This is a genomic window from Delftia sp. JD2 (assembly GCF_001682645.1).
GTDB classification, from domain to species: domain Bacteria; phylum Pseudomonadota; class Gammaproteobacteria; order Burkholderiales; family Burkholderiaceae_C; genus Comamonas; species Comamonas acidovorans.
This window is the reverse complement of record NZ_LFJT01000082.1, coordinates 1-25,027: the sequence shown is the minus strand read 5'-3', so window position 1 is coordinate 25,027 and position 25,027 is coordinate 1. Positions and strand designations below refer to the sequence as shown.

Genomic DNA, 25,027 nt, shown 5'->3' with positions numbered 1-25,027 from the left:
CCGTCCGCCAGCGGCAGGTACAGGCGCGCGACCAGGCCGCTGGCCTGGCCTTCCTCGGGCCGCCACAGGCTGCGCGGCTGCAGCAGCAGGCAGCCGCCTGCGCATTCGGCGATGCGCTGCACGATGGGCAGTCCCAGGCCGCTGCCATGCTCCTGGGGACGCTTGCGCCAGAAGCGGCGCGTCGCCTCTTCGCATTCCTCGGCGCTGAGCCCCGGGCCGTGGTCGGCCACGGTGAACTCCACATAGCCTGTGCCCGGCTGCTGTGTCTTGCCCGGCATGGCGCCAATGGGGCGCACGGCCAGTTCCACGGGATGCTGCGGCGCATGGCGCAGGGCGTTTTCCAGCAGATTGCGCAGGGCCGAGACCAGCAGGGGCTCGGAGATGGCCAGCGGCCAGTCCTGCACGGGCTGGCCGTTGTCCAGCCATGTGCGCAGCGCGGGCGCTGAGGCCTGGGCGCTCACGGCATTCACAGCCAGTTGCCAGGCCTTGTCCAGCGCCTGCAGCGCATCGGCAGGCGCATCGCCGCAGGCAAGCACGGAGGCAGTGCCAGGTTCATGCTGCTCCAGCCGCGCCAGCAGCAGCAATTGCTCCAGCGTGTGCTGCAGGTGCTCCACGCCCTCGCCCGCCTGGGCCAGCGAATCGCGGGCCATGGAGCCGGGCGGCGCGGCCAGAAGGCCGGCAGGCATGCCGGGCGCCGCCAGCGCCATCTGCGCCACCTGCACATGGGTCTTGATGGCGGTCAGCGGCGTGCGCAGCTCATGGGCGGCGTCGTCGCTCCAGCGGCGCTCGCGGTCGATGGCGGCGCGCACGCGGTGCAGCAGCTGGTTGAGCGTGCCCACCAGCGGCGCCAGCTCGCGCGTCTGCAGGCCCTGGGCCACGGGCGAGTCGTCGCCGGGCGGGCGGCGCGCCAGTTCGCGCCGCAGGGCCTCCAGCGGCCTGAGGCCCTGGGTCACGGCCCACCACATCAGCCCCATGCTGGCCAGCAGCGCCAGCACGAAGGGCAGGACGATGGTGTAGGCAAAGCCGTGGATCAGGCCCTCGCGCACATCGATGCGGTCGGCCGTGGCGATGCGCACGCCGTGGTCCTCCAGCACATAGGTGCGCCAGGGCTTGCCGCCCTTGATGATGGTCGAGAAGCCCAGCGGCATGCTCTGCGGGAACACGGGACTGCCCTCGGTCTTGGCCAGCACCTGCGGCAGGGCCGATTCGGGCCGCACGGGCTGGACCTCGCCGCGCACCAGGCTGACCTCGCAGGCCACGCCGTCGCGCGCGATCACGTTGAGCATGGGGCTCCAGTCCTGCGGCAGCTCCCGGGCAGGCCGGAACTGGTGGACGATGCCTGCCACCATGCGCGCCGAGGCGATCAGCCGGTCATCCAGCACGGTGCGCAGCTCGTTGCGCATGTCCGAGAACATCCAGGCCGCCACCCCGCCCCACAGCGTGCACAGCGCCAGGCACAGACATGCCAGCAGGCGCACGCGCAGGCTGCGCATCATGGGTGCAGGCCCAGGCGATAGCCCTCGCCGCGCACCGTCTCCACCAGCTCATGGCCCAGCTTGCGGCGCAGGTGATGCACATGCACGTTGACAGCATTGCTCTCCACGTCCTGGCTGTAGCCGTAGAGGCTGTCGCGCAGTTGCTCGGTGCTCAGGATGCGGCCCGGCGACTGCAGCAGCGCGCGCAGCAGCGACCACTCGCGGCGCGACAGTTCCACCGTGCGGCCCTGGCGCTGGATGTGACCTGCAGCGGGGTTGATGCGCACCTCGCCCAGCTCGATCCAGTCCACGCTGCGGCCGGCCGCACGGCGCAGCAGCGCATGCAGGCGCGCCGCCAGTTCGTGCAGGTCAAAGGGCTTGACCAGGTAATCGTCGGCGCCGGTCTGCAGGCCTTCGATGCGCTGTGACACGGCATCGCGCGCCGTCAGCACCAGCACGGGCACCTGCAGGCCCTGGCCGCGCCAGCGCGCCAGCAGCGAGAGGCCATCCTCGTCCGGCAGGCCCAGGTCCAGCACGCAGGCATCGAAATGCGAGGAACGGATGGCCGCATCCGCCTGCCCGGCCGAGGCCACGGTATCCACGCCAAAGCCCTGCAGCTGCAGGCCGGCTCGCACGCCGCTGGCCACCAGCGCGTTGTCTTCCACCAAGAGAACATGCATGTTGTTGTCCGCAGGGCCTGGCGCCAGGCCCCGCCGTCTGTATCCAAGTCGGGAACGAAAAGCGACTGAGCATCGCAGATTTGCCGCGCTGGCGCGGCGGCGTGCGGAATTTCGCAGGCGGGTGCACAAGAATGCGGCCAGGCGGCCCGCTCAGGGCCGGGCCAGCAGCCCGCCCAGCAGCAGGTCCAGAGCCGCCGCGCCGCGCTCCAGCCGCAGGTCGGCGTCCTCGCCCTCGGCAATCCAGAAAGCCGCTTCGGCCAGGCTACCGTAGATCAGCGATGCCAGCGCCTGCGGATCGGCCCGGGCCACGATGCCCTGCGCCATGAGGTCCGCAATCAGTGCCTGCATGGACGCAATGCAGTGGCGCTGCGATTGCGGCAGCGCACCGCCCAAAGCCGCGCGCGCATCGCGCAGCACGATGCGCTGGATTTCAGGCTCCAGCGCCATTTCCAGGTAGGCCTGGCAGCGACTGCGAAAGCCCTGCCAGGGATCCTGGGCATGGGCGGTGATGGCCTTCAGGCGTTCATCCACCTCGGCATCGATCTGCTCGACCACGGCCGCCAGCAGGCCCTGCTTATCGCCGAAATGGTGGTACAGCGCGCCCCGCGTCAGGCCCACCTGCGCGGTGAGATCGTCCATGGAGGCATCGGCGTAGCCCTGCTCTCCAAAGGCCTTGCGGGCCGTGGCCAGCAGCGTGGCGCGGGTTTCTTCCATCTCGGCGCGGGTGCGGCGAACCATGGCCAATCTCCTTACATACGGCGTGCATGATTATTTACATACGCTGCGTATGTATATAGGATTCTATTCATACGCAGCGTATGTATTTTCTCTGTCCCGCGACGGCGGTGCAACACCCCCCACCTGTTTGAAGGGATCTGGACCATGAATTCGTCTTCCTCCACGCGGCCCGAACCCGCCGCGCGCCGCCCGTGGCTGGCCGTGTCCGCCGTGGGCCTGGCCACCTTTTCCGTGGTGACCACGGAAATGCTGCCGGTCGGCCTGCTCACATCGATTGCCGGCAGCCTGGGCACCTCCATGGGCAGGGCCGGCCTGATGCTCTCGCTGCCGGCGCTGCTGGCCGCGCTGTTCGCGCCGCTGGTGGTGATGGCGGCGGGCGGCATGGACCGGCGCCGCATCCTGTGCGGACTGCTGGCCCTGCTCGTGCTGGCCAACCTGGCCTCGGCGCTGGCGCCGTCGCTGATCTGGCTGCTGGCCGCGCGCGTCCTGGTGGGCTTTTGCATGGGCGGCATCTGGGCAATCGCGGGCGGGCTGGCGGCACGGCTGGTACCCCAGGCGTCGATGGGCCTGGCAACTTCCATCATCTTTGGCGGCGTGGCGGCGGCCTCGGTGCTGGGCGTGCCGCTGGGCGCGCTGATCGGCGATTTCGCGGGATGGCGCTGGGCATTCGGTGGCATGGCAGGCTTCAGCGCACTGGTGCTGGCGCTGCACGTGGCCGTTCTCCCCGCCCTGCCTGCCACAGGCTCGGCCAGCCTGCGCCAATTCAGTCATCAGCTGGCCAACCGCAGGCTGCAGGCGGGGCTGGCACTGACGCTGCTGCTGGTGGCCGGGCATTTCATGTCCTTCACCTTCGTGCGCCCGCTGCTGCTGACGGTGTCGGGTTTCGATGCGCAATGGATGAGCGCGCTGCTGCTGGCTTACGGCATCACGGGCATTGCGGGCAACTTCCTGGCGGGCATCATCGCGGCGCGCCGCACGGTGCCGAGTCTGGCGGCGATCGCCATGGGCCTTCTGCTGGCGCCTGTGCTGTTCCTGTCCGTGGGCGACTCGCCAACCGGTGGTGGCGCCGTGCTGCTGGTCTGGGGCCTGGCCTACGGCGGCGTATCGGTGGGACTGATGACCTGGATGATGCAGGCTGCGCCACGCGCCGTGGAAATTGCCACGGCGCTGTACGTTGGCGTCTTCAACATCGGTATTGCGCTGGGCTCATGGGCAGGCGGCCAACTGGTCGATGGCTGGGGGCTGCACGCCACGCTCTGGCTGTCTGGCGGATTTGCCGCTGCGGCCTTGCTGCTGTCTGCGGCCATGGGATTGGCTGGGCGAAATGGACCGGTCGCAGCCTGATGGCCATGAGGCCGTTAACCCCCCGTTAATTCCCCGCTGCCAGCATCCACGGCCTGTCAGCCTGCATGGCTGAAACTCCCTTCCATGCATCTCCGGTCATCCCCTCTTCCTTCGTCCTTCCTGCCCTTGCTTGCTGGCCTGCTGCTGGCGCCTTCGCCTGTTCTTGCCGGACCGGCAGAGCCTGGCGGGCCGTCAGCGCTATCGGCGCTGGGCGCCTGGCTGCACCTGCCTGCCAGCCTGGCGCTGGGCCCGCTGGTCCTGCCGATGGGCGTGGTGGTGGCTATGCTGGCCTGGCTGCTGGCGCAGTGGCTGGCGCGCAGGAATGAAAGGCGCACGGGCCAGGCCGTGGATGCGCTGCTGTGGCAAAGCACCCTGGCCGGCCTGCTGGCGGCGCGCCTGGCCTATGTCGCGCAGTGGTGGACAGAGTACGCGCCGGCCCCCTGGGATTGGAGCGGAATGCCGGCCTTCGCAGGCCGTGTCGTCGATATCCGCGACGGGGGATGGAACCTGTGGGCCGGCCTGCTGGCCGCGCTGCTGTACATGCTGTGGCGCAGCCGCCGCTCCCCGGTGCTGCGCCGCGCCACTGGGCTGGCGCTGGGCGCGGGGGCGGCCCTGCTGGTGCTGGGCAGCCTGCTGCAGGCGCTGCCCTACGCAGATGCACCGGCCCTGCCGGCATTCACCCTGGTCAACGGACAGGCGCAGCCGGTCTCGCTGCAGCAGTTGCAGCAGGCCGACGGCAAGCCCATGGTGATCAACCTCTGGGCCACCTGGTGCCCGCCCTGCCGGCGCGAGATGCCGGTGCTGGCCCAGGCCCAGCAGCAGCGGCCCGATGTGCGCTTCATCTGGATCAACCAGGGCGAGTCTGCCGAGGCCGTGATGGGCTACCTGCGGCGCGAGCAGGCGACGGCCCCGCTACCGCTGGCCCAGGTGCTGTTCGACCCGCAGCAGCAGGCCGGCCGGCACTGGCGCCAGCGGGGCCTGCCTTCCACCTATTTCTATGGCGCCGACGGCCGGCTGTGCGGCATGCGCATGGGCGAGCTGTCGCGCGCCAGCCTGGCCCAGCATCTGAAGGAATGTTCATGAGCGCTTCCCCCCTGTTACCCCTGCCTGCACTGGCAGGAGCCCTGGCCCTGTCGACAGCCTTGGCCCTGCCGGCCGCGGCGTCCGAGCTGCCATCGGAGGAGTTTCTGGCCCAGCAGGGACTGACCCTGGTGGGACCGCTGCCGGCCGTGGGCGGACTCAAGGCCTGGGCCGCCTACCGCGACCGCCAGCCCGTGCCCATCTACCGCATGCCTGACGGCAAGCACTGGGTGCTGGGCACGGTGATCGACGCCCAGGGCCGCGACGTGAACGCCCAGGCCCTGCAGGCTGCCGTGCAAAAGCCCATGGGCGAGCAGCTGTGGAGCGATGTGCAGCGCGCCCAGTCCATACCGGATGGCCGGGCCGACGCGCCGCGCACGGTCTATGTGTTCACCGACCCCAACTGCCCCTATTGCAACCAGCTGTGGAACGATGCCCGGCCCTGGGTGGAAAGTGGCCAGGTGCAGTTGCGCCACATTCTGGTCGGCATCCTCAAGCCCAGCAGCGAGGGCAAGGCCGCCGCCTTGCTGACCGCGCGCCAGCCCGAGCAGGCCCTGGCCGAGCACGCACGCGCCTATGCCAAGGCCGGCCGCGCCAGCGCAGAAGGCGCGGGCGCCACGCCGCTGGCCCCGGTGCCGCAGGCCACGCGGCAGGTGCTGGCCAGCCATGCCTCGCTGATGTCCACCTGGGGCCTGCGTGCCACGCCGGCCCTGGTCTGGAAGGATGACAAGGGAGTGGTGCAGGTACGCACCGGCCTGCCGCCGGGCCTGCTGGAAGAGGTCATGGGGACGCGCGGCAGGAAATGACGAGGACGACCATGAGCACAAGCCGTTCTCCCGCCGCTTCCACCGCCTCCAACGACTGGAGCGACCTGTTCCCCGCCCGGCCGGATGCGCCGCCGCTGCGCATCGTGCTGCATGCGCCCACACCCGGCGCCCTGGCCCGTGCACGCAGCAATCTGGCCAACCTGCGCCAGGACCGGCCCGGTGCCGAGGTCCGCATCGTCATCAACGGCCCGGCCGTCGAGGCGCTGCTGGACGCCGCGCCGGGCACGCCGCAGCATCTGAATGCGGACGCCCTGGCCCATGCGCTGGTCTGCCCGAACACGCTCAGGAAGCTGGGCCGCGAGGCGCCTGCCGGCATGCGCGTGCTGCCGCAGGGCGGCATCGAGTCACTGGCCCTGCTGCAGCAGTCGGCCTGGTGCTACGTGCGCTGCTGAGCGGCCTGCGCCAGCGAGGCCAGGCAGCGCGCCTGCCATTGGTATTCAGGCTCGAACGATTCGCGGTCCGTGACGGCGCCGTGGCCGCCCTCGCCATAGACCATGGCGTAGGCCGCATAGTCGGCCGCCTGCAGCGCCCGGCCCGCCAGCCCATGGGCCGTGGCATAGGTGGCGGACACGGCGGCATGGCCGCAGCCGTCGAGGGAGCGTGATCCCTGGTGGTGGTTGGCCAGGCTGGCCGCCTCGCGGGCCAGGCGGTCCAGCTCCTGCCTGTCTATCTGGCCGTCCAGGTAGCGGCGAAGGCCTTGTGCGCAGCGGATGACGTCCGGGTCTTCCAGCAGGTGCGCGATGCGGTCCACGCAGGCCTGTGTGAATTGCAGCCTCAGGTGCTCGCCGGCTTCGGCGGCAAGGTCCAGTTCCGAAGCAAGGCTGTTCAGGGCATGGTTCATGGAGAACTCCTTGGCAGTGGCGACACAAGCAGCGTAGACCGGGGCCGCGCACGGAAACAAGAGGGTGATTTCCGATACGCGCCCCGCATTCCCGAGGAATGCAGTCACCCTGTTAACCCCGTCTTAATCCCTGCGCCACACGCTATGGACTGCCTTGGGCGCCTGTCCATGGCAGGCAGTCGGTGGCACTTTGCAAGCACTTGGCAGGCACTCGGCAGGCACTTGGAAAGCCCATTGCTTGACTCACATCAAGCCGCCAAGGCCCTGAATTTCATATATTAAATTCAATATAAAAAGCATATTTTTAATGCTTTATTGAGTTTGAGCGACCACGATCCGTGGCCGCAGGACGATGAAAGACAGGCCATGCCAAAAACATCCCGCGCCGGCAGCGGCTGCAACGACTGCAGCTGCAAGCCCTCCTCCCAGGACATCCCCGCCCCTACCCTCTCCCATGCGCAGCCCGCCGCCGGCAAGCGCGGCTTCCTGCAGGACCTGCTGGCCGCTGCCATGGCGGCCGTGGCCCTGCCCGTGGCGGCGGCCGCGCCCGGCACCCCGGGTTTCCAGCCGCCGCGCCGCCCCGGCGAGGCCGGCAGGCGCTACGGCATGCTGGTGGACCTGCGCCGCTGCATAGGCTGCCAGGCCTGCACAGTGAGCTGCTCCATGGAGAACCTGCCGCCGCTGGGCCAGTTCCGCACCACGGTGCTGCAGTACGAGGTGCAGCACGCGGGCAACGAGGACCTGCCGCCGGCCATGCTCAACCTGCCGCGCCTGTGCAACCACTGCGACAACCCGCCCTGCGTCCCGGTCTGCCCGGTGCAGGCCACATTCCAGCGCAGCGACGGCATCGTGCTGGTGGACAACGAGCGCTGCGTGGGCTGCGGCTACTGCGTGCAGGCCTGCCCCTATGACGCACGCTTCATCAACCACGAGACGCAGACCGCCGACAAGTGCACCTTCTGCGAGCACCGCCTGGAAGCCGGCCTGCTGCCGGCCTGCGTGGAAAGCTGCGTGGGCGGCGCCCGCGTGATCGGCGACCTCAACGACGAGGGCAGCGAGATCCGCCAGCGCATGCGCGAGCACGCCAAGGACCTCAAGGTGCTCAAGCCCGCCATGGGCACGGACCCGCATGTGTACTACCTGGGATTGCCCGACGCCTTCGTCGACGGCGTGGACGGGCAGGCCAGCGTGCGGCTGGTCACTTCCCACTGAACGCAAGGAGCACCCCATGCACATCGTCGAACTCCTGACCCCCGCCTACGAATCGGCCTGGCTGCCCTGGGCCGTGCAGTACTTCTTCCTGGCCGGCATTGCCACGGGCGCCGCCCTGCTGGCCGCCGCCTGCGCCTGGGCGCCGCGCGGCAGCGCCATGGCGCGCCTGCTGCCGGCCGCCGTGCTGGTGCTGGCCGTCAGCGCCATCGCGGCGCCCGTGTCGCTGCTGGCCGACCTGCACCAGCCTGCGCGCTTCTGGCATTTCTATGCGCACTTCACGCCGTGGTCGTGGATGTCGGTGGGCGCCCTGCTGCTGCCAGCCTTCGTGGGACTGGCGCTGGCCTTCGTGCTGGCCTGGTGGCTGGGCCGGCCGCAGTGGCTGCGCTGGCTGGCGCCGCTGCTGGCCGTGTCGGCGCTGACCATCACCGCCTATACCGGCGCCGAGCTGATGGCCGTGCGCTCGCGCCCGCTGTGGAACACGCTGTGGGTGCCGCTGAACCTGGCACTCACGGGCTGGCTGGCCACGGTGGGCTGCATGCTGGTGACGGCGCGCTTTCTGCCCGCCCGCCACCGCCCCGATGCCGGCGCCCTGCAGGCCCTGCGCATGCTGGGCCTGGCGCTGGCGCTGTGCCTGCTGGCCATGGTGGCGGTCTGGGCCGTTGCCGGCTGGCTGGGCCAGGGCCGCTCCTTCCAGGCGGCGCTGCAGCTGTGGCAGCAGTTTCCCGTCTGGCGCCTGAGCATGCTGGGCTCGGCCGTGGCCGGTGCCGCCTTGCTGTGGGCCCTGGTGCGGGGCGGGCAGCGCATGGCCTGCCCGCGCTACACGCTGGCCCTGGGGCTGGGCCTGGCCGCCGCGGCCTGGGCCTTCCGCTGGGCGCTGTTCATGGGCGTGCAAGGCGTGCCCAAGTACGGCGCGGGCCTGTACATCTACCACATGCCGCTGGGCGGCGACGGCCTGCTGGGCATGTTGGGCGTGGCCGGCCTGTGCATTGCACTGGTGACGCTGGCCACCTGGGCGCTGGAGCTGTTTCCCGCGCGCTCGGCCGCGGCCCGCGCCCTCTGACACCGCCGCCCTGACGACCCCTCACCCATTCACGGAGCGCGGCCCGCCACCGGCCGGCCGCGCCACAGAAAGCCTTTCATGACCGACAAGAAGAAACTCCCCCAAGCTCCCGAAGATTCCCTGGATGCCGAGGCCGCCCGCCGCCGCCTGCTGCTGCGCGGTGGCCTCACCGCAGGCGGGCTGGCCGCCTTTGCGGCCGGCTACGGCGAGACGCTGGCACGTGGTGCCAAGGGCCTGGTTGCAGGCACCTCGGGCACGCCCACGGCCAGCGCCACGCGCGGCAATTCGCTGACGCCGGAGTTCCGCATCGACCCGGCCACGGGCGCGCTTGCCACCCAGCCCGGCCAGGTGGTCAGCCCCTCCAGCTGCCTGGGCTGCTGGACGCAGTGCGGCGTGCGCGTGCGTGTCGATACCGCCAGCAACCGCATCCTGCGCGTGGCAGGCAACCCCTACCACCCGCTGGCCACCACGCGCCCGGCCGCCATGGACGAACCCGTGCGCGAGGTCTACGCCAGACTGGGCAAGGAGCTGGGCCTGGAGGGCCGGGCCACGTCCTGCGCGCGCGGCTCGTCCATGCTGGAGCACCAGAACGCGCCGCACCGCGTACTCACCCCGCTCAAGCGCGTGGGCCCGCGCGGCAGCGGTCGCTGGCAGAGCATTTCCTTCGAGCAGCTGGTGCAGGAAGTCTGCGAGGGCGGCGATCTGTTCGGCGAAGGCCAGGTCGAGGGCCTGCGCGCCATCTGGGACACCAAGACGCCGCTGGACGCCGACAACCCCGAGTTCGGCCCGCGCTCCAACCAGTTGCTGGTGACCGACGCCTCCAACGAAGGCCGCGCCCAGCTGCTGCGCCGCTTTGCGGGGCCGTCCTTCGGCACCGTGAACGTCAGCAACCACGGCGCCTACTGCGGCCAGAGTTTTCGCGTGGGTGCGGCAGCGGCCCTGGGCGACCTGCCCGGCATGCCGCACGGCAAGCCGGACTGGAGCCATGCCAGCTTCGGCCTGTTCATCGGCGCGGCACCCGCGCAGTCCGGCAACCCCTTCCAGCGCCAGGGCCGCGAACTGGCCGAGGCCCGCTCGCGCGAGGACAACCGTTTCCGCTACGTGGTGGTCTCGCCCGTGCTGCCGACCTCGTCCAGCCTGGCTGCGGGCAGCGGCAACCGCTGGCTGGCCGTCAAGCCGGCCAGCGACCTGGCCCTGGCCATGGCGCTGATCCGCGTCATCCTGGACGAGGCACGCCATGACACGGGCTTTCTCGCCCAGCCCGGCCCGGCCGCCATGCAGGCGGCGGGCGAGGCGTCCTGGAGCAATGCCACGCACCTGCTGGTCAACGAGCCCGGCCACCCGCGCCACGGCAGCTTTCTGCGCGGCGCCGACCTGGGCTGGGCCCTGCCCGCGCCAGCCGAAGACGGCAAACCGGCCCAGGATGTGTTCGTGGTGCAGCGTGCCGATGGCAGCCTGGCGCCGCACACCCAGGCCGAGCCTGCACAGCTGATGGTGCGCACCCGCGTGGCCGTGCCCGGCCTGAAGGCCGAAGGCGCGGACCAGGCCCCCGAGCTGTCGGTCTGCTCCTCGCTGGCCAAGCTGCATGAGCAGGCCAGCCTCAAGACACTGGACGAGTACGCGGCGCTGTGCGGCGTGGCGCGCGGCGAGATCGAGGCGCTGGCGCGCGAGTTCACCAGCCATGGCAAGCGCGCCGTGGCCGATGCGCACGGCGGCACCATGAGCGGCTCGGGCTTCTACACCGCCTACGCCATCAGCATGCTCAACACCCTGGTGGGCAACCTCAACGTGCAGGGCGGCCTGGTGCTGGATGCCGGCCCGTTCGGCCCCTTCGGCCCCGGCCCGCGCTACGACTTCGCCAACTTCGACGGCAAGGTCAAGCCGCGCGGCCTGGCGCTGTCACGCCACCGCCAGCCCTACGAGAAAAGCGCGGAATTCCAGCGCAAGCGCGAGGGCCAGCCCGAGGGCGCGAAGAACTACCCCGCCGCTCAGGCCCCGTGGTACCCGGCCGTGGGCGGCCTGTCCAGCGAGATGCTGGCCAGCGCGCTGGCCGGCTACCCCTACCGCGCCAAGGCCTGGATCAACCACATGAGCAACCCCGTCTACGGCATTGCGGGCTTTCGCAACGCGCTGGTGGACGATCTCAAGGACCCGAAGAAGCTGCCGCTGATCGTCTCCATCGATCCCTTCATCAACGAGACCAGCGCGCTGGCCGATTTCATCGTGCCCGATACCGTGACCTACGAGAGCTGGGGCATCTCGGCGCCCTGGGCCGACGTGGTGGCCAAAAGCTCCACCGTGCGCTGGCCCGTGGTGCAGCCCGCCGTGGCGCGCACGGCCGGCGGCCAGCCCGTGAACGTGGAGAGCTTCCTCTTCGCCGTGGCAGAACGGCTGGGCCTGCCGGGCTTTGGCGAGGCCGCCATCAAGGACGCCCAGGGCCAGCCCCATGCGCTGCGCTCGGCCGAGGACTTCTTCATCCATGCACTGGCCAACGTGGCCTGGGCAGGCGGCAAGCCCGTGCCGGCGGCCAGTGATGACGACATCGCCATCACCGGCGTGGACAGGCTGGTGCCCGCGCTGCGCCAGCGCCTGAAGGACGATGAATGGCGCCAGGTGGCCATGCTGCTGACGCGCGGCGGGCGCTTCGACCGCATCGAGGACGCCTGGAAGGACGGCCACACCCGCAAGGCCCACGCGCCTGCCCTGCAAGTGTGGAGCGAGGAGCTGGCCCGCATGCGCCACGCCATGACGGGCGAGCGCTACAGCGGCTGCCCCACCTGGTATCCGGCGCGGCTGGCCGACGGCAGCCCCATGCGCACGCATTTCGGCGAGCAGCAATGGCCGCTGCTGCTGACCTCGTACAAGTCCAACCTGATGAGTTCCATGTCGATTGCCGTCTCGCGGCTGCGCCAGGTGCATCCGCACAACCCGGTGTCCCTGCACCGCGATGACGCCGAGCGGCTGGGCATCGCCAACGGTGACACGGTGCGCATCCGCACGCCGGGCGGCGCGGTGACGGCCGTGGCCATGGTGCGCGACGGCGTGATGCTGGGGACCGTGGCCATCGAGCACGGCTACGGCCACCGCGAACTGGGCGCAGGCCGCCACAGCATCGACGGCCAGCCCATGCCGGTGAACGCCGAGCATGCCAATGGCGTGAACCTCAACGACCTGGGCTTTGCCGATCCCACGCGGCCCGGCTGCAAAAACGTGTGGGTGGACTGGGTGTCCGGCGCCACGGTGCGCCAGGGCCTGCCTGCGCGCATCGAGAAGGTCTGATCAGCGGGCGGGGCTGGCGACAGGTGCAGTGACGGTTGCAGCGACTGGTGTGGTGGCGGCCTGCCAGCCGCCGCCCAGCGCCTGGTACAGCGCAATGGCGTTTTCCAGCTGGCTCTGGCGCAGGCGTATCACCTCCTGCTGCGCCTGGAAGAGATTGCGCTGGGCGTCCAGCTCTTCCAGGTAGCTGGCGTAGCCGGCCTCGTAGCGGTCCTTGGCAAAGCCCAGGGAGCGCTGCAGCACGGCCTCGCGCTCGCTGGCGTGCTGCCACTGCGACTGCAGGCGCCGGGTGCCGACCAGGGCGTTTTCCACATCGGCCAGGGCCTTAATCACCACGCCCCGATAGGCATAGGCGGCCTGGTCGCGCTGGGCGGTCACGGCGTCGAACTGCCCTTGCAGCCGGCCGCCCGTGAACAGCGGCGCCAGCACGCTGCCGCCCAGGGCCCAGACCGTGGCCGGGTGGTATTGCAGGGCGTTGACCAGCATGCTGCCGGCGCTGGCCGTCAGCGAGACCTGGGGCAGGAAGGCAGTGCGCTGCACGGCCAGGCTTTCGTCGGCGGCCGCCAGTTGCAGCTGCGCCCGTGCAATGTCGGGGCGGCGCTGCAGCAAGGCCGAAGGCAGGCCGGCGGCCGGCGCAGGCGGCGGTGCGCCCAGCGCAGCGGACTGGCCGTCGGTTGTTGCCATGAGCGCGGCTGCCTGCTCGTCACCCTCGCCGCCGGCCAGCAGCAGGAGCGCCGTGCGCTGGCGCGCCAGCGACAGCTCCAGCTGCTCCACGGCCTGCTGCACGGATTGCAGCTCGGCCTGCGCCTGGGTGAGCTGTAGCTGCGAGGTGTAGCCCACGCGCGCCTGATCGTCAGCCAGGCGCAGGGCCTGTTCGCGCGAGCGGGCCGTGGCCTGGGCCACTTGCAGCTGCGATTGCAGCGAGCGCAGGCCCACATAGGCCTGGGCCGTGGTGGCGGCCACGGCCAGGGCCACGGCGTCGCGGTCGGCCTCGCTGGCCTGCAGGCGCAGGGCGGCGGCCTTTTCCAGGTGGGCGATGCGGCCCCACAGATCAGGCTCCCAGCTGGCCTGCAGGCCGGGCTGAACCGAGCGCGTGTGCGCCAGGCCCCGCGCGCCCAGGCTGCGGCCCGTGGAGGCGCCGGCCGTGGCCGAGAGCTGGGGCAGGCTCGCAGCGCCTGCCACGTCCAGATTGGCCCGCGCCTCATCCACGCGCGACAGGGCCAGCAGCACATCGTTGTTGCGGGACTGGGCCAGTTCCACCCAGCGCGTGAGCAGCGGATCGCCAAAGGCCTGCCACCACGATGCCTGGACGGCGGCGGCCGGCTCCTGCCCTGCCCCGCTCCACTGGGCGGGCATGGCGGGCCGGGCCGCTTCAGGCGCGATGCTCAGCGGCGGCACGCTGCAGCCGGCCAGCGCGGCGGCGCAGGCGATGGCCATGGCCAGTGCGCGGGCGGTCATGGGCGGGCCTCCGGTTGGGGTGCGGGCTGCTGTGCGGGTTGCTGTGCGGGTTGGGGCTCAGGCTGCGCCGTATCCAGCCGCACCACCACCGACATGCCCGCGCGCAGCCGCGCGGCCAGCTCCTGGTCGGGATCGATTGCAATCTTGACCGGCAGGCGCTGCACCACCTTGGTGAAGTTGCCCGTGGCGTTGTCGGCCTTGAGCACGCTGAATTCCGAGCCCGTGGCCGGCGCGATCTCCAGCACGCGGCCCGTGAGGTGGGCGCCGCCCAGCGCATCGACGCTGAAGCGCACTGCCTGGCCTATGCGCACCTGGGCGGTCTGGGTCTCCTTGAAGTTGGCCACCACCCACAGCGTGTGCGGCACCACGTACATGAGCTGGGAGCCGGCCGTGACGTACTGGCCCCGGCGCACACCCACCTCGCTGACCTGGCCATCGCCGGGCGCGTGCACCACGGTGTTGTCCAGGTTGATCTGGGCCTGGCGCAGCTGAGCCTCGGCCATCTGGACCTGGGCTTCGAGCGAGGCGCGGTTCACCGTCGTCGCCTTGATCTTCTGGGCGTTGATCTCGATGTCGGCCTGGGCCTTGGCCACGTTGGTGGCCGCCAGGCGCGCGGTGGCACGCACCTTGTCGCGCTCGTTGAGCGAGACGGAGCCGCGCTCGGACAGCGCCTGCACGCGCTGCAGTTCGGCTGCGGCGCGGTCGGATTCGGCCTGCGCCGCCGCCAGGCCGGCGCGGCTGGCGCCCAGCGTGGCGCGGTTCTGGGCCTGGGTCTGGTCGGCATTGGCCAGCTGTGCGCGGGCATTGGCCAGCTGGGCCTGCGCCTGGGCCTGGGCGGCTTCGTAGGTGCGTGCGTCGATGCGCACCAGGGGCTGGCCGGCCTTGACGTTCTCGTAGTCCTGCACCAGCACCTCGGTCACATAGCCGCTGACCTGGGGCGCGAGCACGGTGACGGCGCCGCGCACATAGGCGTTGTCGGTGCTGACCACGGTGCCCGCGAAGGGGAACAGGTTCCACGCACGCAGCACCAGCAGCACGCCGGCCAGTGCGACCACCAGCATCACCAGCACGCTGCGCAGCGAGGGTTTGATGAGCTTGGGCGATGGCGAAGGTGAAGGTGAAGGCGAAGGCGCCGCAGCGGGAGCCGGCGCAGGCGAGGCAGAGGCGGCCGTGCCGCCATTGGAATTTTCGGAGTCACTCATGTTGTTGTCTTTTCTCTGGGCGAACGGTTTCAGGCGCGGGCGACGGGTTGGGTGGGTGGCTGGCCCGGCGCGTCCTGCGGCGCGGCGGCATCGGTGCCGCGCATGGCCGAGGCATCGGCAGCGGCGGCGCGCATGCGCTCCACGAAGGCGCGCTGGCGTGCGCGGCCGGCCAGGGCCAGCATCCACAGCAGGTAGAGCACGGCCACGCCGGCCGTGAGCGCGAACACGTCGTTGTAGGCGCGCACATTGGCCTCGCGGCGTGCGGCCTGCGCCAGCTGGGCCGTGCCCTGGGCCGCACGCAGGGCCGGGTCGGCAATGACGCGGGCCAGGCTTTGCTGCTGCAGACGCAGGCGGTCTGCCACGATGGGGTCGGTGGGATCGACGTCGGCCACGATGGCGGCCGAATACACCTGCTCGCGGTGCATCTGGTAGGTGCTCAGCAGGGCCGAGCCCATGAGCGCGCCCATGGCCTGCGTCATGGAGATGGTGACGATGGCCGTCAGCATGTAGTGCGCGCCGAACTTCAGGCCCTGCACCACGCCGATCAGCATCAGCGGCCCCATGAACAGGCCCGCGCCCACGGCCATGAGGAACTGGCTGCCGAAGAAGTCCTCGGGCCGGGCCAGGCTGGTGCGGCTGTGGTCCAGCCAGGCCGCCAGCGCGAACAGCACGATGGAGCCCACGATCTGCTTGCCCATGTTCTCCAGCCCGAAGGTCAGCGCCGACACGGCAATGCCCGCGATGGTGCCCAGCAGGATGACGATGAACAGCGGCTGCATCTGGTCCACCGTCATGCCCAGCATGCGCTGCATGCCGATCACGCCATAGGTCTGCTCGGTGGTCAGAAAGCGCAGCAGCAGCGCACCGATCACGAAGCGCACCGTGGGCGCCAGCACGAACCAGCGCGTCTGCAGCATGGGGTTGCGGCGGTGGTGCTCGATGTACAGCGCCACGCTCAGCAGGACGATGGAGCCGATCAGCATCCAGGCCAGCCAGGGCGTGTCCAGCCACCAGTGGTTGTAGCCCTGCACCAGCACGGCGATCAGCAGACCCACGCCGGGCACCATGAGGAAGAAGGTCAGGAAGTCCAGCCGCTCGAAGCTGCGGATGTGCACGCCCGGCGGCAGCTTGAGCACCACCACGCCCGCGAACGAGATCAGGGCCAGGCCGGCCTCGAACAGGTAGAGGTTGTGCCACTCGCTGTTGAACAGCAGGCCCGGCGACAGGATCCAGGCCAGCGGCGTGGCGATCTGCCCCAGCCCCACGCCGATCACCAGCATCTTGAGCACATGCTTGCGCGGCGCAGCCTGCAGCATGTAGAGCGTGCCCAGCGTGCTGCAGGTGGCGCCCGCCAGGCCGCTGGCCGCGCGCAGCATGAGCAGGCTGGTGTAGCTGCCCAGCACCAGGTGCAGCAGCGTCAGCAGCGCATACAGGCCCAGGCCGATCTCGGCGAACAGCCGCATGCCGAACTGCTGGCGGAATTTGTAGACCAGCAGGTTGGCCGTCATGTTGAGCATGACGTAGGCGCCGGTCAGCCAGGCGGCCTCGGAAGACGTCAGTCCCATCTGGCCCTGGATGGTGGGCAGGTTGGCCGTGAACAGTGCATTGCCCAGGCCGCCCGTCAACGCCACCAGCACGGCGATCAGGCCATAGGCGGCGCGCACGGCCGGCTGGTGCAGCGGCATGGACGGCGAGCCCGGCAGGCTGGGCTTTTCATGCTCTTCCCAGTCCGGCGGGGGCTTGAGGTAGACGACGGGGGGCGACGGGGGCAGCACGGGCCCCGGTGGAGTGGGTGTGGTGGCCATGTCAGGCCTTCAGGCCTTGCCAGACGATCTGCAGCGCCTTGCGCGCCAGCGTGCGCCGCTGCTGCGGCGTCTCGCCGCGCAGCGAGGCGCCCAGCATGCCGAAGACCAGGGACAGCTCGGCCTGCGTCAGCGGCTGGCGGCAATGGCCGCAGGCCACGGCCCGGTCCATGGCCGGCCGAAAGATCTGCCACATGGCAACGCGGGCCTGGGCGATGACCTCGTCGCCGCGCTCCACCGTGCGCCAGTAATCGGTGATGGGGGCCGAGACCGCAATGCGCTCGGCCAGGCGCGACAGCAGCTTGTAGAAGGCATCGTCGTCCTCGGCCATGGCCTCGGCCGCGCTGCGCATGTTGTCCAGCGAACGCTCCAGCAGCGCCAGCATCAGCGCACGCCGGTCAGGAAACTGCCGGTACAGCGTGGCGCGGCCGACTTCGGCGCGCTCGACCACCAGGTCCAGCGGCGCGGTCACGCCGTGCTCGGAAAACACGGCATCGGCCGCGTCCAGCAACTGGGCGCGGCGGATATCGGCACTGGGTCTTTTGGAAGTCATGCGGATAATTATCGGACAAAGTTGTCCGTTAAATGTCCGCAACCGGCCTATCCCATGGCGCGGCCATGGGCAAAAAACCAACGGTTTCCGGCAGTGGAAAAGCCTCTACAGGTCGGTCAGCGGCAGCAGCTGGCGACGGCTGTCAAAGCGCCGCGACTGGCCGTCCAGAGGATCGGTGAAGGCCAGGCTGCGCGCCAGCAGCTGCAGCGGGCGCGAGTAGTCGCCCTCGGGCATGTCATGCACTTCGGGATAGAAGCCGTCGCCCCACAGCGGCAGGCCCAGGGCGGCCATGTGCACGCGCAGCTGGTGGCGCTTGCCGCTTTCGGGCTCCAGCCGGTAGCGCGCCCAGCGGCCGTGCTGCTCCAGCACCTGCATGTGGGTGCGGGTGTTGGGCGCGCCGGCCACCTCGTGCATGCGAAAGAAATGGCCGCTTTCCTCCATGCGGCTTTCATGCGTGCGCGGGAAAACCACGTCCTCGCGCCAGGGCGCGACGGCCTCGTAAGTCTTGTGGATGGCGCGGTCGCGGAACAGCGCCTGGTAGATGCCGCGTGTGGCGCGCTGCACCGAAAACACCACCAGCCCCGCCGTGTCGCGGTCGATGCGGTGGATGGGCGACAGCTCGGGCAGGTCGAATTCGCGCTTGAGCCGCACCAGCAGCGTCTGCTGCAGGTACTTGCCGGCCGGCACCACGGGCAGGAAATGCGGCTTGTCGGCCACCAGCAGATGCGCGTCGCGGTGGAGAACCTCGGCCTCGAAGGGAATGGGCGGCTCGGCCTGCAGCTCGCGGTAGTAGTAGTAGCGCAGGCCCGGCGCAAAGGCCGTGCCTGCATCGGCGGCGCGGCCATGCTCGTCCACCACCTCGCGCAGCGCCAGGCGCCGCAGCCAGTCTTCGCGCGCCACGGCCGGCAGGCGCTCGGCCAGAAAATCGATCAGCAACCCGCCGCCCTGGCTGGGCAGCACCACGCAGCTGGGGCTGACGCCGTCGCGTATGGGAAGAACCTTGGGGTCGTGGGCGTTGTGCATGGGGCGGCGATTCTAGCGGCGCAGGACTTCCGGCGCGCCGTCATCCCCACCGCCCGCGGCACCGTCCGCCGTCACCAGCACGCCCGCCGACACGATGTAGTCGGCCGCGCTTTCGATGTCGCCGCGCAGCGCCTCCTTCGCGGCTGGCGCATCACCGCGCCGCAGGGCCTCGACCAGGCGCGCATGGTGGCCGACCGCCACCTGTTCGCTCACGCGGCGCGAGCCCGAGCGCATGTCGTGGTTGAGGATGGGGCCTATGCGCAGCCACAGCGCCTCGATCATCTGCAGCAGCATGGGCATGCCGGCCGCGCTGTAGACGGCGAAGTGGAAATCCTTGTTGAAGGCGATGAGCCGCGCGCCGTCCGGCGAGGCGCTGGCCATCTCGGCCGCAAAGCGGTCCTGCAGGGCGGCGATGCGCTCCAGCTCGGCGGCCGGCAGTTGCAGGGCCGCCTGCTCCGTGGCCAGGCCTTCGAGGTTGACGCGGATGCGCGTGATCTCGCGGAAGGCGCTTTCCGTCATCAAGGGCACGCGCAGCGCGCGGTTGGGCGTGAGTTCCAGCGCCTGCTCGGCCACCAGCCGGTGCACGGCCTCGCGCACGGGCATGACGCTGACGCCCAGCGCGCTGGCCGTGGTGCGCAGCGATATCTGCTCGCCCGGAATCATCTGGCCCGTGATCAGCAATTCCCTGAGCTGTGCATAGACATCGCTGCTGAGGGTCTGCCGTTTGAGTGGGGTGACTAGTTCGTTGATGGCCATGGCGGCGATGGTAGCGCGGCGCCGCCGCTGTCATGCCGCATAGGGTATTCACCATATTTGATCTGTGATCACAGATACAAAATCCAAACCCAACCCGAATCCCTTTCACCTTTGTTTGAGATCCCAAGGAGTCCCCGCATGTGGAAAAACGATCTTCTGGCCGGCCAGCGCGTCCTGGTGACGGCGGGCGCCGCCGGAATCGGCCTGGAAATCAGCCGCGCCTTTGCCGAGGCCGGCGCGCGCGTCATGGTCTGTGACGTGGCCCAGACCAGCCTGGATGCGCTGGCTGCCGCCCTGCCCGGCGCCAGCGGCCGTCTTGCCGATGTGTCGGATGCCTTGCAGGTGCAGGCCCTGTTCAAGGCCGTGGACAACGAGTTGGGCGGCCTTGACGTCCTCGTCAACAACGCCGGGGTGGCCGGCCCCACGGGCGCGGTGGAGACGCTGGACCTGGCCGACTGGCAGCGCACGCTGGATGTGAACATCACCGGCGCCTTCCTGTGCACACGGCTGGCCGTGCCCCGGCTTCGGCAATCGGCACGCGAGGGCCGGCAGGCGGCCATCGTCAACCTGTCTTCGGCGGCAGGCCATCTGGGCATGCCGGGCCGCACGGCCTATTCGGCGTCCAAGTGGGCCGTGATCGGCCTGACCAAGTCGCTGGCGCTGGAGCTGGGCGCAGACGGCATCCGGGTGAACGCCATCCTGCCGGGCGCCGTGGACGGCCCGCGCATCCGCGATGTGATTGCCGCCAAGGCGCAGGCGCGCGGCCTGCCGCTGGAAGACGTCACGCGCAGCTATACGCACCAGGCCGCGCTGGGCCGCATGGCCACGGCGCGCGACATTGCCAACATGGCCGTGTTTGCCGCCAGCCCGCTGGCCGGCCATGTCACGGGCCAGGAGCTGGCCGTCGATGGGCTGACACAGGCGCTGAGCTGAGCGCCCTCTCCTCCTCCCCTCCTCTCGTCTTTTCACCGTTTGCAAGGACCTTCCATGGCCACCCGCACCAAAGCCATCATCACCTGCGCGCCCACGGGCGCCATCCACACGCCCAGCATGTCGCCCCACCTGCCCGTGACGGCCGAGCAGATTGCCCGCGCCGCCATCGATGCCGCCGAGGCCGGCGCCGCCATCGTGCACCTGCATGCCCGCGATCCCCGCGACGGGCGCCCCTCGCAGGACCCTGAGCTGTTCCGCCCCTTTCTCAAGACGATCCGTGCCGAGTGCGATGCCATCGTCAACATCACCACGGGCGGCAGCCCGCACATGACGGTGCCAGAGCGCATGCGGCCCGTGACCGAGTTCCAGCCCGAGCTGGCCTCGCTGAACATGGGCTCGATGAACTTCGGCCTGTTCCCCATGCTGGAGCGCTTCCCGAACCTGGAGCACGCCTGGGAGCGCGAGCACCTGGAAAACAGCCGCAACCTGGTCTTCAAGAACACCTTTGCCGATATCGAAGGCATCCTGCGGCTGGGCCAGGCCCAGGGCACGCGCTTCGAGTTCGAGTGCTACGACATCAGCCACCTGCACAACCTGGCGCATTTCGTGGACCGGGGGCTGGTGCAGGGGCCCGTGTTCGTGCAGTCGGTGTTCGGCATCCTGGGCGGCATCGGCGGCCACCCGGAGGACCTGATGCACATGCGGCGCACGGCCGACCGCCTGCTGGGCAGCAACTACCAGTGGTCCATCCTGGGCGCCGGGCGCAACCAGCTGCCGCTGGCCACCATGGGCGCGGCCATGGGCTCGCATGTGCGCGTGGGGCTGGAAGACTCTCTGTGGATAGGCCCGGGGCAGCTGGCCACCTCCAGCGCCGAGCAGGTGCGCCGCATCCGCACCGTGCTCGAGGCCCTGAATGTCGACGTCGCCACGCCTGACGAGGCGCGCCGGATGCTGGGCCTCAAGGGTGCGGCCAACGTGGCCTTCTGAATCGCCTTCCCGGGCCAGCCCCCATGCCACCGAACAGGAGACTCCCATGCAGATCGATATCGTCGCCGACCTCAAGACCACGCTGGGCGAAGGCCCGCTGTGGGACGTCGGGCAGCAGCGCCTGTACTGGATAGACAGCTTCGACGGCCGCATCTTCCGCTGCACGGCCGACGGGCGGGAACTGCGCGCCTGGGAAGTCGGCCAGAAGATTGGCTCCATGGCACTGCGCCGCGACGGCCGCTCGGCCCTGGTGGCGCTGCACGGCGGCGTGCACACGCTGGACCTGGAAAGCGGCGAGCTGGAGCTGGTCGTCGCCCCTGAGCCCCACCTTCCCGGCAACCGGCTCAACGACGGCAAGGTGGACCGGCAGGGCCGCTTCGTCTTCGGCTCCATGGACACCCTGGAGGAGCAGCCTTCGGCGCGGCTGTACCGGCTGGACACGGACCTGAGCCTGCATGTGCTGGACGAGGGCATCATCTGCTCGAACGGCCCGTGCTGGAGCCCGGACGGCACGACGCTCTATTTCTCGGACACGTGGAGCGGCGAGATCCGGGCCTACGACTACGACACGGCCACGGGCCATGCCAGCGGCCGCCGGACCTTTGCCCCGGTCGACACCAGCGGTGGCGGCGCAGCCGACGGGGCCACGGTCGATGCCGAAGGCTGCCTGTGGCAGGCCCTGGTGTACGCGGGCCAGCTGGTGCGCTACACGCCGGACGGCCGGGTGGACCGGGTGATAGAGATGCCGGTGCGCAAGGTGACCAGCGTGATGTTCGGCGGGCCCGGGCTCGACACGCTGTACGTCACCTCCATGGGCAAGCCGCCGTTGCCGCGTTTCCCGGGCGACGGCCAGCCCCGTGGCGCGCTGTTCTCCGTCAAGGGGCTGGGCGCGCGTGGCCTGCCCGAGCAGCGCTTCGGCGCCTGAGCACGGAGCCGGGCATGCAGGCCCGGAGCCTTCGCACCGCAACGCCGCCCGCCCCGCGAAGCGGCGCCTTCATCCACACAACAATGAAACGGCACCCACCGCTGGTGCCCGGGAGACTGTCATGGCCCAGGCCCCGCGCGCTTCGCTGCGCCAGATCCACCGCTATTCATGGGTATCCCTGCTGGTCTGCTGGCTGATCTGGGTACTGAATGCCTACGACCGCGAGATCGTGCTGCGGCTGGGGCCGACCATCTCCCGGCACTTCGGCCTGTCGGCCGACGAATGGGGCACGGTGGCCACCATCGTGATGCTGGCCCTGGCCGTACTGGACATTCCCGGGGCGATCTGGAGCGACCGCTACGGCGCGGGCTGGAAGCGCGCACGCTTTCAGGTGCCCCTGGTGCTGGGCTATACGGCGCTGTCGTTCGCCTCGGGCTTCAAGGCGCTGAGCGGCAGCCTGGGGGGCTTCGTGGCGCTGCGCGTCGGCGTCAACCTGGGCGCCGGCTGGGGCGAGCCCGTGGGCGTGAGCAACACCGCCGAGTGGTGGCCGGTGGAGCGGCGCGGCTTCGCGCTGGGCGCCCACCACACGGGCTATCCGGTGGGCGCCATGCTCAGCGGCCTGGTCGCCGGCTTTGTGCTGTACGCCTTCGGCGAGGAGAACTGGCGCTATGTGTTCTTTGTCGCGCTGGTCGTCGCCATCCCGCTGATGTGGTTCTGGGCGCGCTACTCCACGCCGCAGAAGATGGAACTGCTGTATGCCGACATCGCCGCCCGGGGCATGACCCCGCCGCAGGCCAGCGTGGCGGCGCAGGTGGAAAAAGGCCAGGCCTGGCGCACCCTGCGCAGCACGCTGGCCAACCGCAGCATCGCCCTGACGGCTGGCAACACCCTGCTCACGCAAGTGGTCTACATGGGCATCAACGTGGTGCTGCCCGCCTACCTCTACAACATCATGGGCCTGTCGCTGGCCGAATCGGCAGGCATGAGCGTGGTGTTCACGCTCACCGGCATCGTGGGCCAGCTGGTCTGGCCGGCTCTGTCGGACGTGATCGGGCGCCGCGTCACCCTGGTGATCTGCGGCCTGTGGATGGCCGCCAGCGTGGGCGCCTTCTACTTCGCCGACACCATGGCCCTGGTCGTGGTGATGCAGCTGCTGTTCGGCCTGGTCGCCAATGCGGTCTGGCCCATCTACTACGCGGTGGCCTCGGACTGCGCCCAGCCCGCAGCCACCTCCACGGCCAACGGAATCATCACCACCGCCATGTTCGTGGGTGGCGGCATCGCTCCCGTGCTGATGGGCAGCCTGATCGCCCTGGGCGGCGGCTGGACCAGCCCCGGCGGCTATGCCCTGTGCTTCCTGGTCATGGCCGGCTGCGCGCTGGGCGGCGTGGCCCTGCAGCTGGGCACGCGCGGCAACGCCGCCTCCACCGCCACCGCCTGACTCCGCTTTCCTCCACCCATCTTTCCAAGGATTTGCCATGGTCCATCACCCATCGCCCTCCCCTGTTCACGCGCCGCCCGCACGGCCGCAGCCTGCCGCCGGCGACAGGCAGTCGCTGCTCAACGCCCGCATCTTCCGCAGGCTGATGCCGCTGCTGGTGCTGTCCTATGTGATCAGCTTCATAGACCGCACCAACATCGCGCTGGCCAAGTCGCACATCGAGGTGGACCTGGGCATCTCGGCGGCCGCCTACGGCCTGGGCGCGGGGCTGTTCTTCCTGAGCTACGCCCTGCTGGAAGTGCCAAGCAACCTTGTCATGCACAGGGTGGGCGCGCGGTTCTGGATCACACGGATCATGGTGACCTGGGGCCTGCTGTCGGCCGGCATGGCCTTCATCACCGGAGAGACCTCGTTCTACGTGATGCGCGTGCTGCTGGGCGCGGCCGAGGCGGGGCTGTTCCCCGGCGTGATGCTCTACCTGACCTACTGGTTCGGCCGCGAGGAACGGGCCCGCGCCATCGGCTACTTCCTGCTGGGCGTGTGCATTGCCAACATCCTCAGCGGCCCCGTGGGCGGCGCGCTGCTGCAGATGGACGGCTTCCTGGGCTGGCACGGCTGGCAGTGGATGTTCGTGATCGAGGGCCTGCCCGCCGTGGCCCTGGCCTGGGTGGTCTGGAAGAAGCTGCCAGACGGCCCGGCCAGCGCGCCCTGGCTGACAGCCGCCGAATCGCGCGAGGTACTGCAACGGCTGCAGGCCGAGCAGGACCAGCAGGCCAGCGCCGGCCAGGTGGGCCACTCGCTCCGGGACTGCCTGCGCGACCGCCAGATCTGGCTGGCCATCCTTGTCTACTTCTGCCACCAGATCAGCATCTACACGGTGATCTTCTTCCTGCCGGGCATCATCGGCACCTACGGCCAGCTCTCGCCGCTGCAGATCGGCACGCTCAACTCCGTGCCCTGGATTGCAGCGGCCATCGGTGCGGCCTGGCTGCCGCGCTTTGCCACCCACCCGCAGCGCTGCCGGCGCATGCTGCTGGCGGGCCTGGCCACCATGGCCGCCGGCCTGCTGGTGGCCGCGCTGGCGGGCAAGGCCTCGCCAGCCCTGGGCCTGCTGGGTTTCAGCCTGACGGCGCTGATGTTCTTCGTGGTGCAGTCCGTGGTCTTCCTGTTTCCCGCCTCGCGGCTGGCGGGCGCGGGGCTGGCGGGCGGCATAGCCCTGGTCAATACCTGCGGCCTGGTGGGTGGCTTCATCGGCCCCACGGTGATGGGGATGATCGAACAGGCCACGGGCAGCACGCGCAACGGCCTGTTCATCATGGCGGGCCTGCTGGTGGTGGCCGCCCTGGCATCCACCCGGCTGCGCCAGGGCCAGGAGACGCCGTGATGACGGCGCCTTCCCCGCCGCGGGCCGCGC

General features: G+C 70.0%; 22 protein-coding genes. 12 read left to right on the top strand and 10 right to left on the bottom strand.

Annotated elements, in window-relative coordinates; all coding sequences use genetic code 11:
* From ACM14_RS27895 to ACM14_RS27885, 3 genes are all read right to left on the bottom strand, one after another.
* Positions 1-1,496, bottom strand: a 1,496-nt coding sequence (locus ACM14_RS27895) for an ATP-binding protein (RefSeq protein WP_065347952.1), incomplete at its 3' end; no start/stop codon positions are given.
* Positions 1,493-2,155: a response regulator transcription factor gene (locus ACM14_RS27890; RefSeq protein WP_012206042.1), complete on the bottom strand. Its 663-nt coding sequence runs from the start codon at positions 2,153-2,155 to the stop codon at positions 1,493-1,495. The genes ACM14_RS27890 and ACM14_RS27895, both read right to left, overlap by 4 nt.
* Positions 2,156-2,305: 150 nt before the next feature.
* Positions 2,306-2,893, bottom strand: coding sequence for a TetR/AcrR family transcriptional regulator (locus ACM14_RS27885; protein ID WP_013802038.1), 588 nt, complete (start codon positions 2,891-2,893; stop codon positions 2,306-2,308).
* Between the two features lie 144 nt (positions 2,894-3,037).
* On the opposite strand from ACM14_RS27885, the gene ACM14_RS27880 reads away from it, so the two are divergent.
* The 4 genes from ACM14_RS27880 (at position 3,038) to ACM14_RS27865 (ending at position 6,536) form a co-directional block, all read left to right on the top strand.
* Positions 3,038-4,237 (top strand): MFS transporter, encoded by a 1,200-nt coding sequence (locus ACM14_RS27880; RefSeq protein WP_065347951.1) that lies wholly within the window; start codon positions 3,038-3,040, stop codon positions 4,235-4,237.
* A gap of 84 nt (positions 4,238-4,321) precedes the next feature.
* Positions 4,322-5,320 (top strand): TlpA disulfide reductase family protein, encoded by a 999-nt coding sequence (locus ACM14_RS27875; RefSeq protein ID WP_065347950.1) that lies wholly within the window; start codon positions 4,322-4,324, stop codon positions 5,318-5,320.
* Positions 5,317-6,123 (top strand): thiol:disulfide interchange protein DsbG, encoded by an 807-nt coding sequence (gene dsbG / locus ACM14_RS27870; RefSeq protein ID WP_065347954.1) that lies wholly within the window; start codon positions 5,317-5,319, stop codon positions 6,121-6,123. Before ACM14_RS27875 ends, dsbG begins: the two co-directional genes overlap by 4 nt.
* A gap of 11 nt (positions 6,124-6,134) precedes the next feature.
* The gene (locus tag ACM14_RS27865) at positions 6,135-6,536 is read left to right on the top strand and encodes a hypothetical protein (protein ID WP_065347949.1); all 402 of its coding nucleotides are present in this window, start codon (positions 6,135-6,137) and stop codon (positions 6,534-6,536) included.
* Here ACM14_RS27865 and ACM14_RS27860 read toward each other — a convergent pair.
* The gene (locus ACM14_RS27860; RefSeq protein WP_012206046.1) at positions 6,521-6,985 is read right to left on the bottom strand and encodes a hypothetical protein; all 465 of its coding nucleotides are present in this window, start codon (positions 6,983-6,985) and stop codon (positions 6,521-6,523) included. The genes ACM14_RS27865 and ACM14_RS27860 overlap by 16 nt on opposite strands.
* Positions 6,986-7,351: 366 nt before the next feature.
* On the opposite strand from ACM14_RS27860, the gene dsrO reads away from it, so the two are divergent.
* From dsrO to ACM14_RS27845, 3 genes are all read left to right on the top strand, one after another.
* Positions 7,352-8,197, top strand: a complete 846-nt coding sequence (gene dsrO, locus ACM14_RS27855; RefSeq protein WP_065347953.1) for a sulfate reduction electron transfer complex DsrMKJOP subunit DsrO — start codon at positions 7,352-7,354, stop codon at positions 8,195-8,197.
* Between the two features lie 16 nt (positions 8,198-8,213).
* The gene (gene nrfD / locus ACM14_RS27850; protein ID WP_065347948.1) at positions 8,214-9,257 is read left to right on the top strand and encodes an NrfD/PsrC family molybdoenzyme membrane anchor subunit; all 1,044 of its coding nucleotides are present in this window, start codon (positions 8,214-8,216) and stop codon (positions 9,255-9,257) included.
* Between the two features lie 78 nt (positions 9,258-9,335).
* Positions 9,336-12,536, top strand: coding sequence for a tetrathionate reductase subunit A (locus ACM14_RS27845; RefSeq protein WP_065347947.1), 3,201 nt, complete (start codon positions 9,336-9,338; stop codon positions 12,534-12,536).
* Here the strand turns inward: ACM14_RS27845 and ACM14_RS27840 are convergent, their stop codons facing one another.
* From ACM14_RS27840 to ACM14_RS27815, 6 genes are all read right to left on the bottom strand, one after another.
* A complete protein-coding gene (locus ACM14_RS27840; RefSeq protein ID WP_065347946.1) occupies positions 12,537-13,991 on the bottom strand; it encodes an efflux transporter outer membrane subunit in 1,455 nt (484 codons plus the stop codon).
* Positions 13,988-15,193 carry an HlyD family secretion protein gene (locus ACM14_RS27835; RefSeq protein ID WP_065347945.1) on the bottom strand — a complete coding sequence of 402 codons (1,206 nt, stop codon included), beginning with the start codon at positions 15,191-15,193 and terminating at the stop codon, positions 13,988-13,990. The genes ACM14_RS27840 and ACM14_RS27835 overlap by 4 nt, the downstream gene beginning before the upstream one ends.
* A gap of 29 nt (positions 15,194-15,222) precedes the next feature.
* Positions 15,223-16,998: an MFS transporter gene (locus ACM14_RS27830; RefSeq protein WP_012206052.1), complete on the bottom strand. Its 1,776-nt coding sequence runs from the start codon at positions 16,996-16,998 to the stop codon at positions 15,223-15,225.
* A gap of 1 nt (position 16,999) precedes the next feature.
* Positions 17,000-17,548, bottom strand: a complete 549-nt coding sequence (locus tag ACM14_RS27825; protein ID WP_034394679.1) for a TetR/AcrR family transcriptional regulator — start codon at positions 17,546-17,548, stop codon at positions 17,000-17,002.
* A gap of 105 nt (positions 17,549-17,653) precedes the next feature.
* Entirely contained in the window at positions 17,654-18,571 is a 918-nt protein-coding gene (locus ACM14_RS27820) for a pseudouridine synthase (RefSeq protein ID WP_065347944.1), read from the bottom strand.
* 12 nt (positions 18,572-18,583) lie between these two features.
* Complete coding sequence (locus ACM14_RS27815; protein WP_065347943.1) at positions 18,584-19,327, bottom strand: GntR family transcriptional regulator; 744 nt, start codon at positions 19,325-19,327, stop codon at positions 18,584-18,586.
* A gap of 138 nt (positions 19,328-19,465) precedes the next feature.
* Between ACM14_RS27815 and ACM14_RS27810 the strand changes: the two genes are divergently transcribed.
* The 5 genes from ACM14_RS27810 to ACM14_RS27790 all read left to right on the top strand — a co-directional run bounded on the left by ACM14_RS27810 (position 19,466) and on the right by ACM14_RS27790 (position 24,997).
* A complete protein-coding gene (locus tag ACM14_RS27810) occupies positions 19,466-20,260 on the top strand; it encodes an SDR family oxidoreductase (RefSeq protein ID WP_065347942.1) in 795 nt (264 codons plus the stop codon).
* 54 nt (positions 20,261-20,314) lie between these two features.
* Positions 20,315-21,247: a 3-keto-5-aminohexanoate cleavage protein gene (locus ACM14_RS27805; protein WP_065347941.1), complete on the top strand. Its 933-nt coding sequence runs from the start codon at positions 20,315-20,317 to the stop codon at positions 21,245-21,247.
* 46 nt (positions 21,248-21,293) lie between these two features.
* On the top strand, positions 21,294-22,172 hold the full coding sequence (locus ACM14_RS27800; protein WP_065347940.1) for an SMP-30/gluconolactonase/LRE family protein: 879 nt from the start codon (positions 21,294-21,296) through the stop codon (positions 22,170-22,172).
* Between the two features lie 121 nt (positions 22,173-22,293).
* Positions 22,294-23,613 carry an MFS transporter gene (locus tag ACM14_RS27795; RefSeq protein ID WP_065347939.1) on the top strand — a complete coding sequence of 440 codons (1,320 nt, stop codon included), beginning with the start codon at positions 22,294-22,296 and terminating at the stop codon, positions 23,611-23,613.
* 37 nt (positions 23,614-23,650) lie between these two features.
* The gene (locus tag ACM14_RS27790; protein WP_043821532.1) at positions 23,651-24,997 is read left to right on the top strand and encodes an MFS transporter; all 1,347 of its coding nucleotides are present in this window, start codon (positions 23,651-23,653) and stop codon (positions 24,995-24,997) included.
* The last annotated feature ends 30 nt before the right edge of the window (positions 24,998-25,027 follow it).

Coding starts and splice junctions, on each gene's coding strand:
- ACM14_RS27890 (WP_012206042.1), bottom strand. CDS start 2,155: ATGCATGTTCTCTTGGTGGAAGACAACGCGCTGGTGGCCAGCGGCGTG.
- ACM14_RS27885 (WP_013802038.1), bottom strand. CDS start 2,893: ATGGTTCGCCGCACCCGCGCCGAGATGGAAGAAACCCGCGCCACGCTG.
- ACM14_RS27880 (WP_065347951.1), top strand. CDS start 3,038: ATGAATTCGTCTTCCTCCACGCGGCCCGAACCCGCCGCGCGCCGCCCG.
- ACM14_RS27875 (WP_065347950.1), top strand. CDS start 4,322: ATGCATCTCCGGTCATCCCCTCTTCCTTCGTCCTTCCTGCCCTTGCTT.
- dsbG (WP_065347954.1), top strand. CDS start 5,317: ATGAGCGCTTCCCCCCTGTTACCCCTGCCTGCACTGGCAGGAGCCCTG.
- ACM14_RS27865 (WP_065347949.1), top strand. CDS start 6,135: ATGAGCACAAGCCGTTCTCCCGCCGCTTCCACCGCCTCCAACGACTGG.
- ACM14_RS27860 (WP_012206046.1), bottom strand. CDS start 6,985: ATGAACCATGCCCTGAACAGCCTTGCTTCGGAACTGGACCTTGCCGCC.
- dsrO (WP_065347953.1), top strand. CDS start 7,352: ATGCCAAAAACATCCCGCGCCGGCAGCGGCTGCAACGACTGCAGCTGC.
- nrfD (WP_065347948.1), top strand. CDS start 8,214: ATGCACATCGTCGAACTCCTGACCCCCGCCTACGAATCGGCCTGGCTG.
- ACM14_RS27845 (WP_065347947.1), top strand. CDS start 9,336: ATGACCGACAAGAAGAAACTCCCCCAAGCTCCCGAAGATTCCCTGGAT.
- ACM14_RS27840 (WP_065347946.1), bottom strand. CDS start 13,991: ATGACCGCCCGCGCACTGGCCATGGCCATCGCCTGCGCCGCCGCGCTG.
- ACM14_RS27835 (WP_065347945.1), bottom strand. CDS start 15,193: ATGAGTGACTCCGAAAATTCCAATGGCGGCACGGCCGCCTCTGCCTCG.
- ACM14_RS27830 (WP_012206052.1), bottom strand. CDS start 16,998: ATGGCCACCACACCCACTCCACCGGGGCCCGTGCTGCCCCCGTCGCCC.
- ACM14_RS27825 (WP_034394679.1), bottom strand. CDS start 17,548: ATGACTTCCAAAAGACCCAGTGCCGATATCCGCCGCGCCCAGTTGCTG.
- ACM14_RS27820 (WP_065347944.1), bottom strand. CDS start 18,571: ATGCACAACGCCCACGACCCCAAGGTTCTTCCCATACGCGACGGCGTC.
- ACM14_RS27815 (WP_065347943.1), bottom strand. CDS start 19,327: ATGGCCATCAACGAACTAGTCACCCCACTCAAACGGCAGACCCTCAGC.
- ACM14_RS27810 (WP_065347942.1), top strand. CDS start 19,466: ATGTGGAAAAACGATCTTCTGGCCGGCCAGCGCGTCCTGGTGACGGCG.
- ACM14_RS27805 (WP_065347941.1), top strand. CDS start 20,315: ATGGCCACCCGCACCAAAGCCATCATCACCTGCGCGCCCACGGGCGCC.
- ACM14_RS27800 (WP_065347940.1), top strand. CDS start 21,294: ATGCAGATCGATATCGTCGCCGACCTCAAGACCACGCTGGGCGAAGGC.
- ACM14_RS27795 (WP_065347939.1), top strand. CDS start 22,294: ATGGCCCAGGCCCCGCGCGCTTCGCTGCGCCAGATCCACCGCTATTCA.
- ACM14_RS27790 (WP_043821532.1), top strand. CDS start 23,651: ATGGTCCATCACCCATCGCCCTCCCCTGTTCACGCGCCGCCCGCACGG.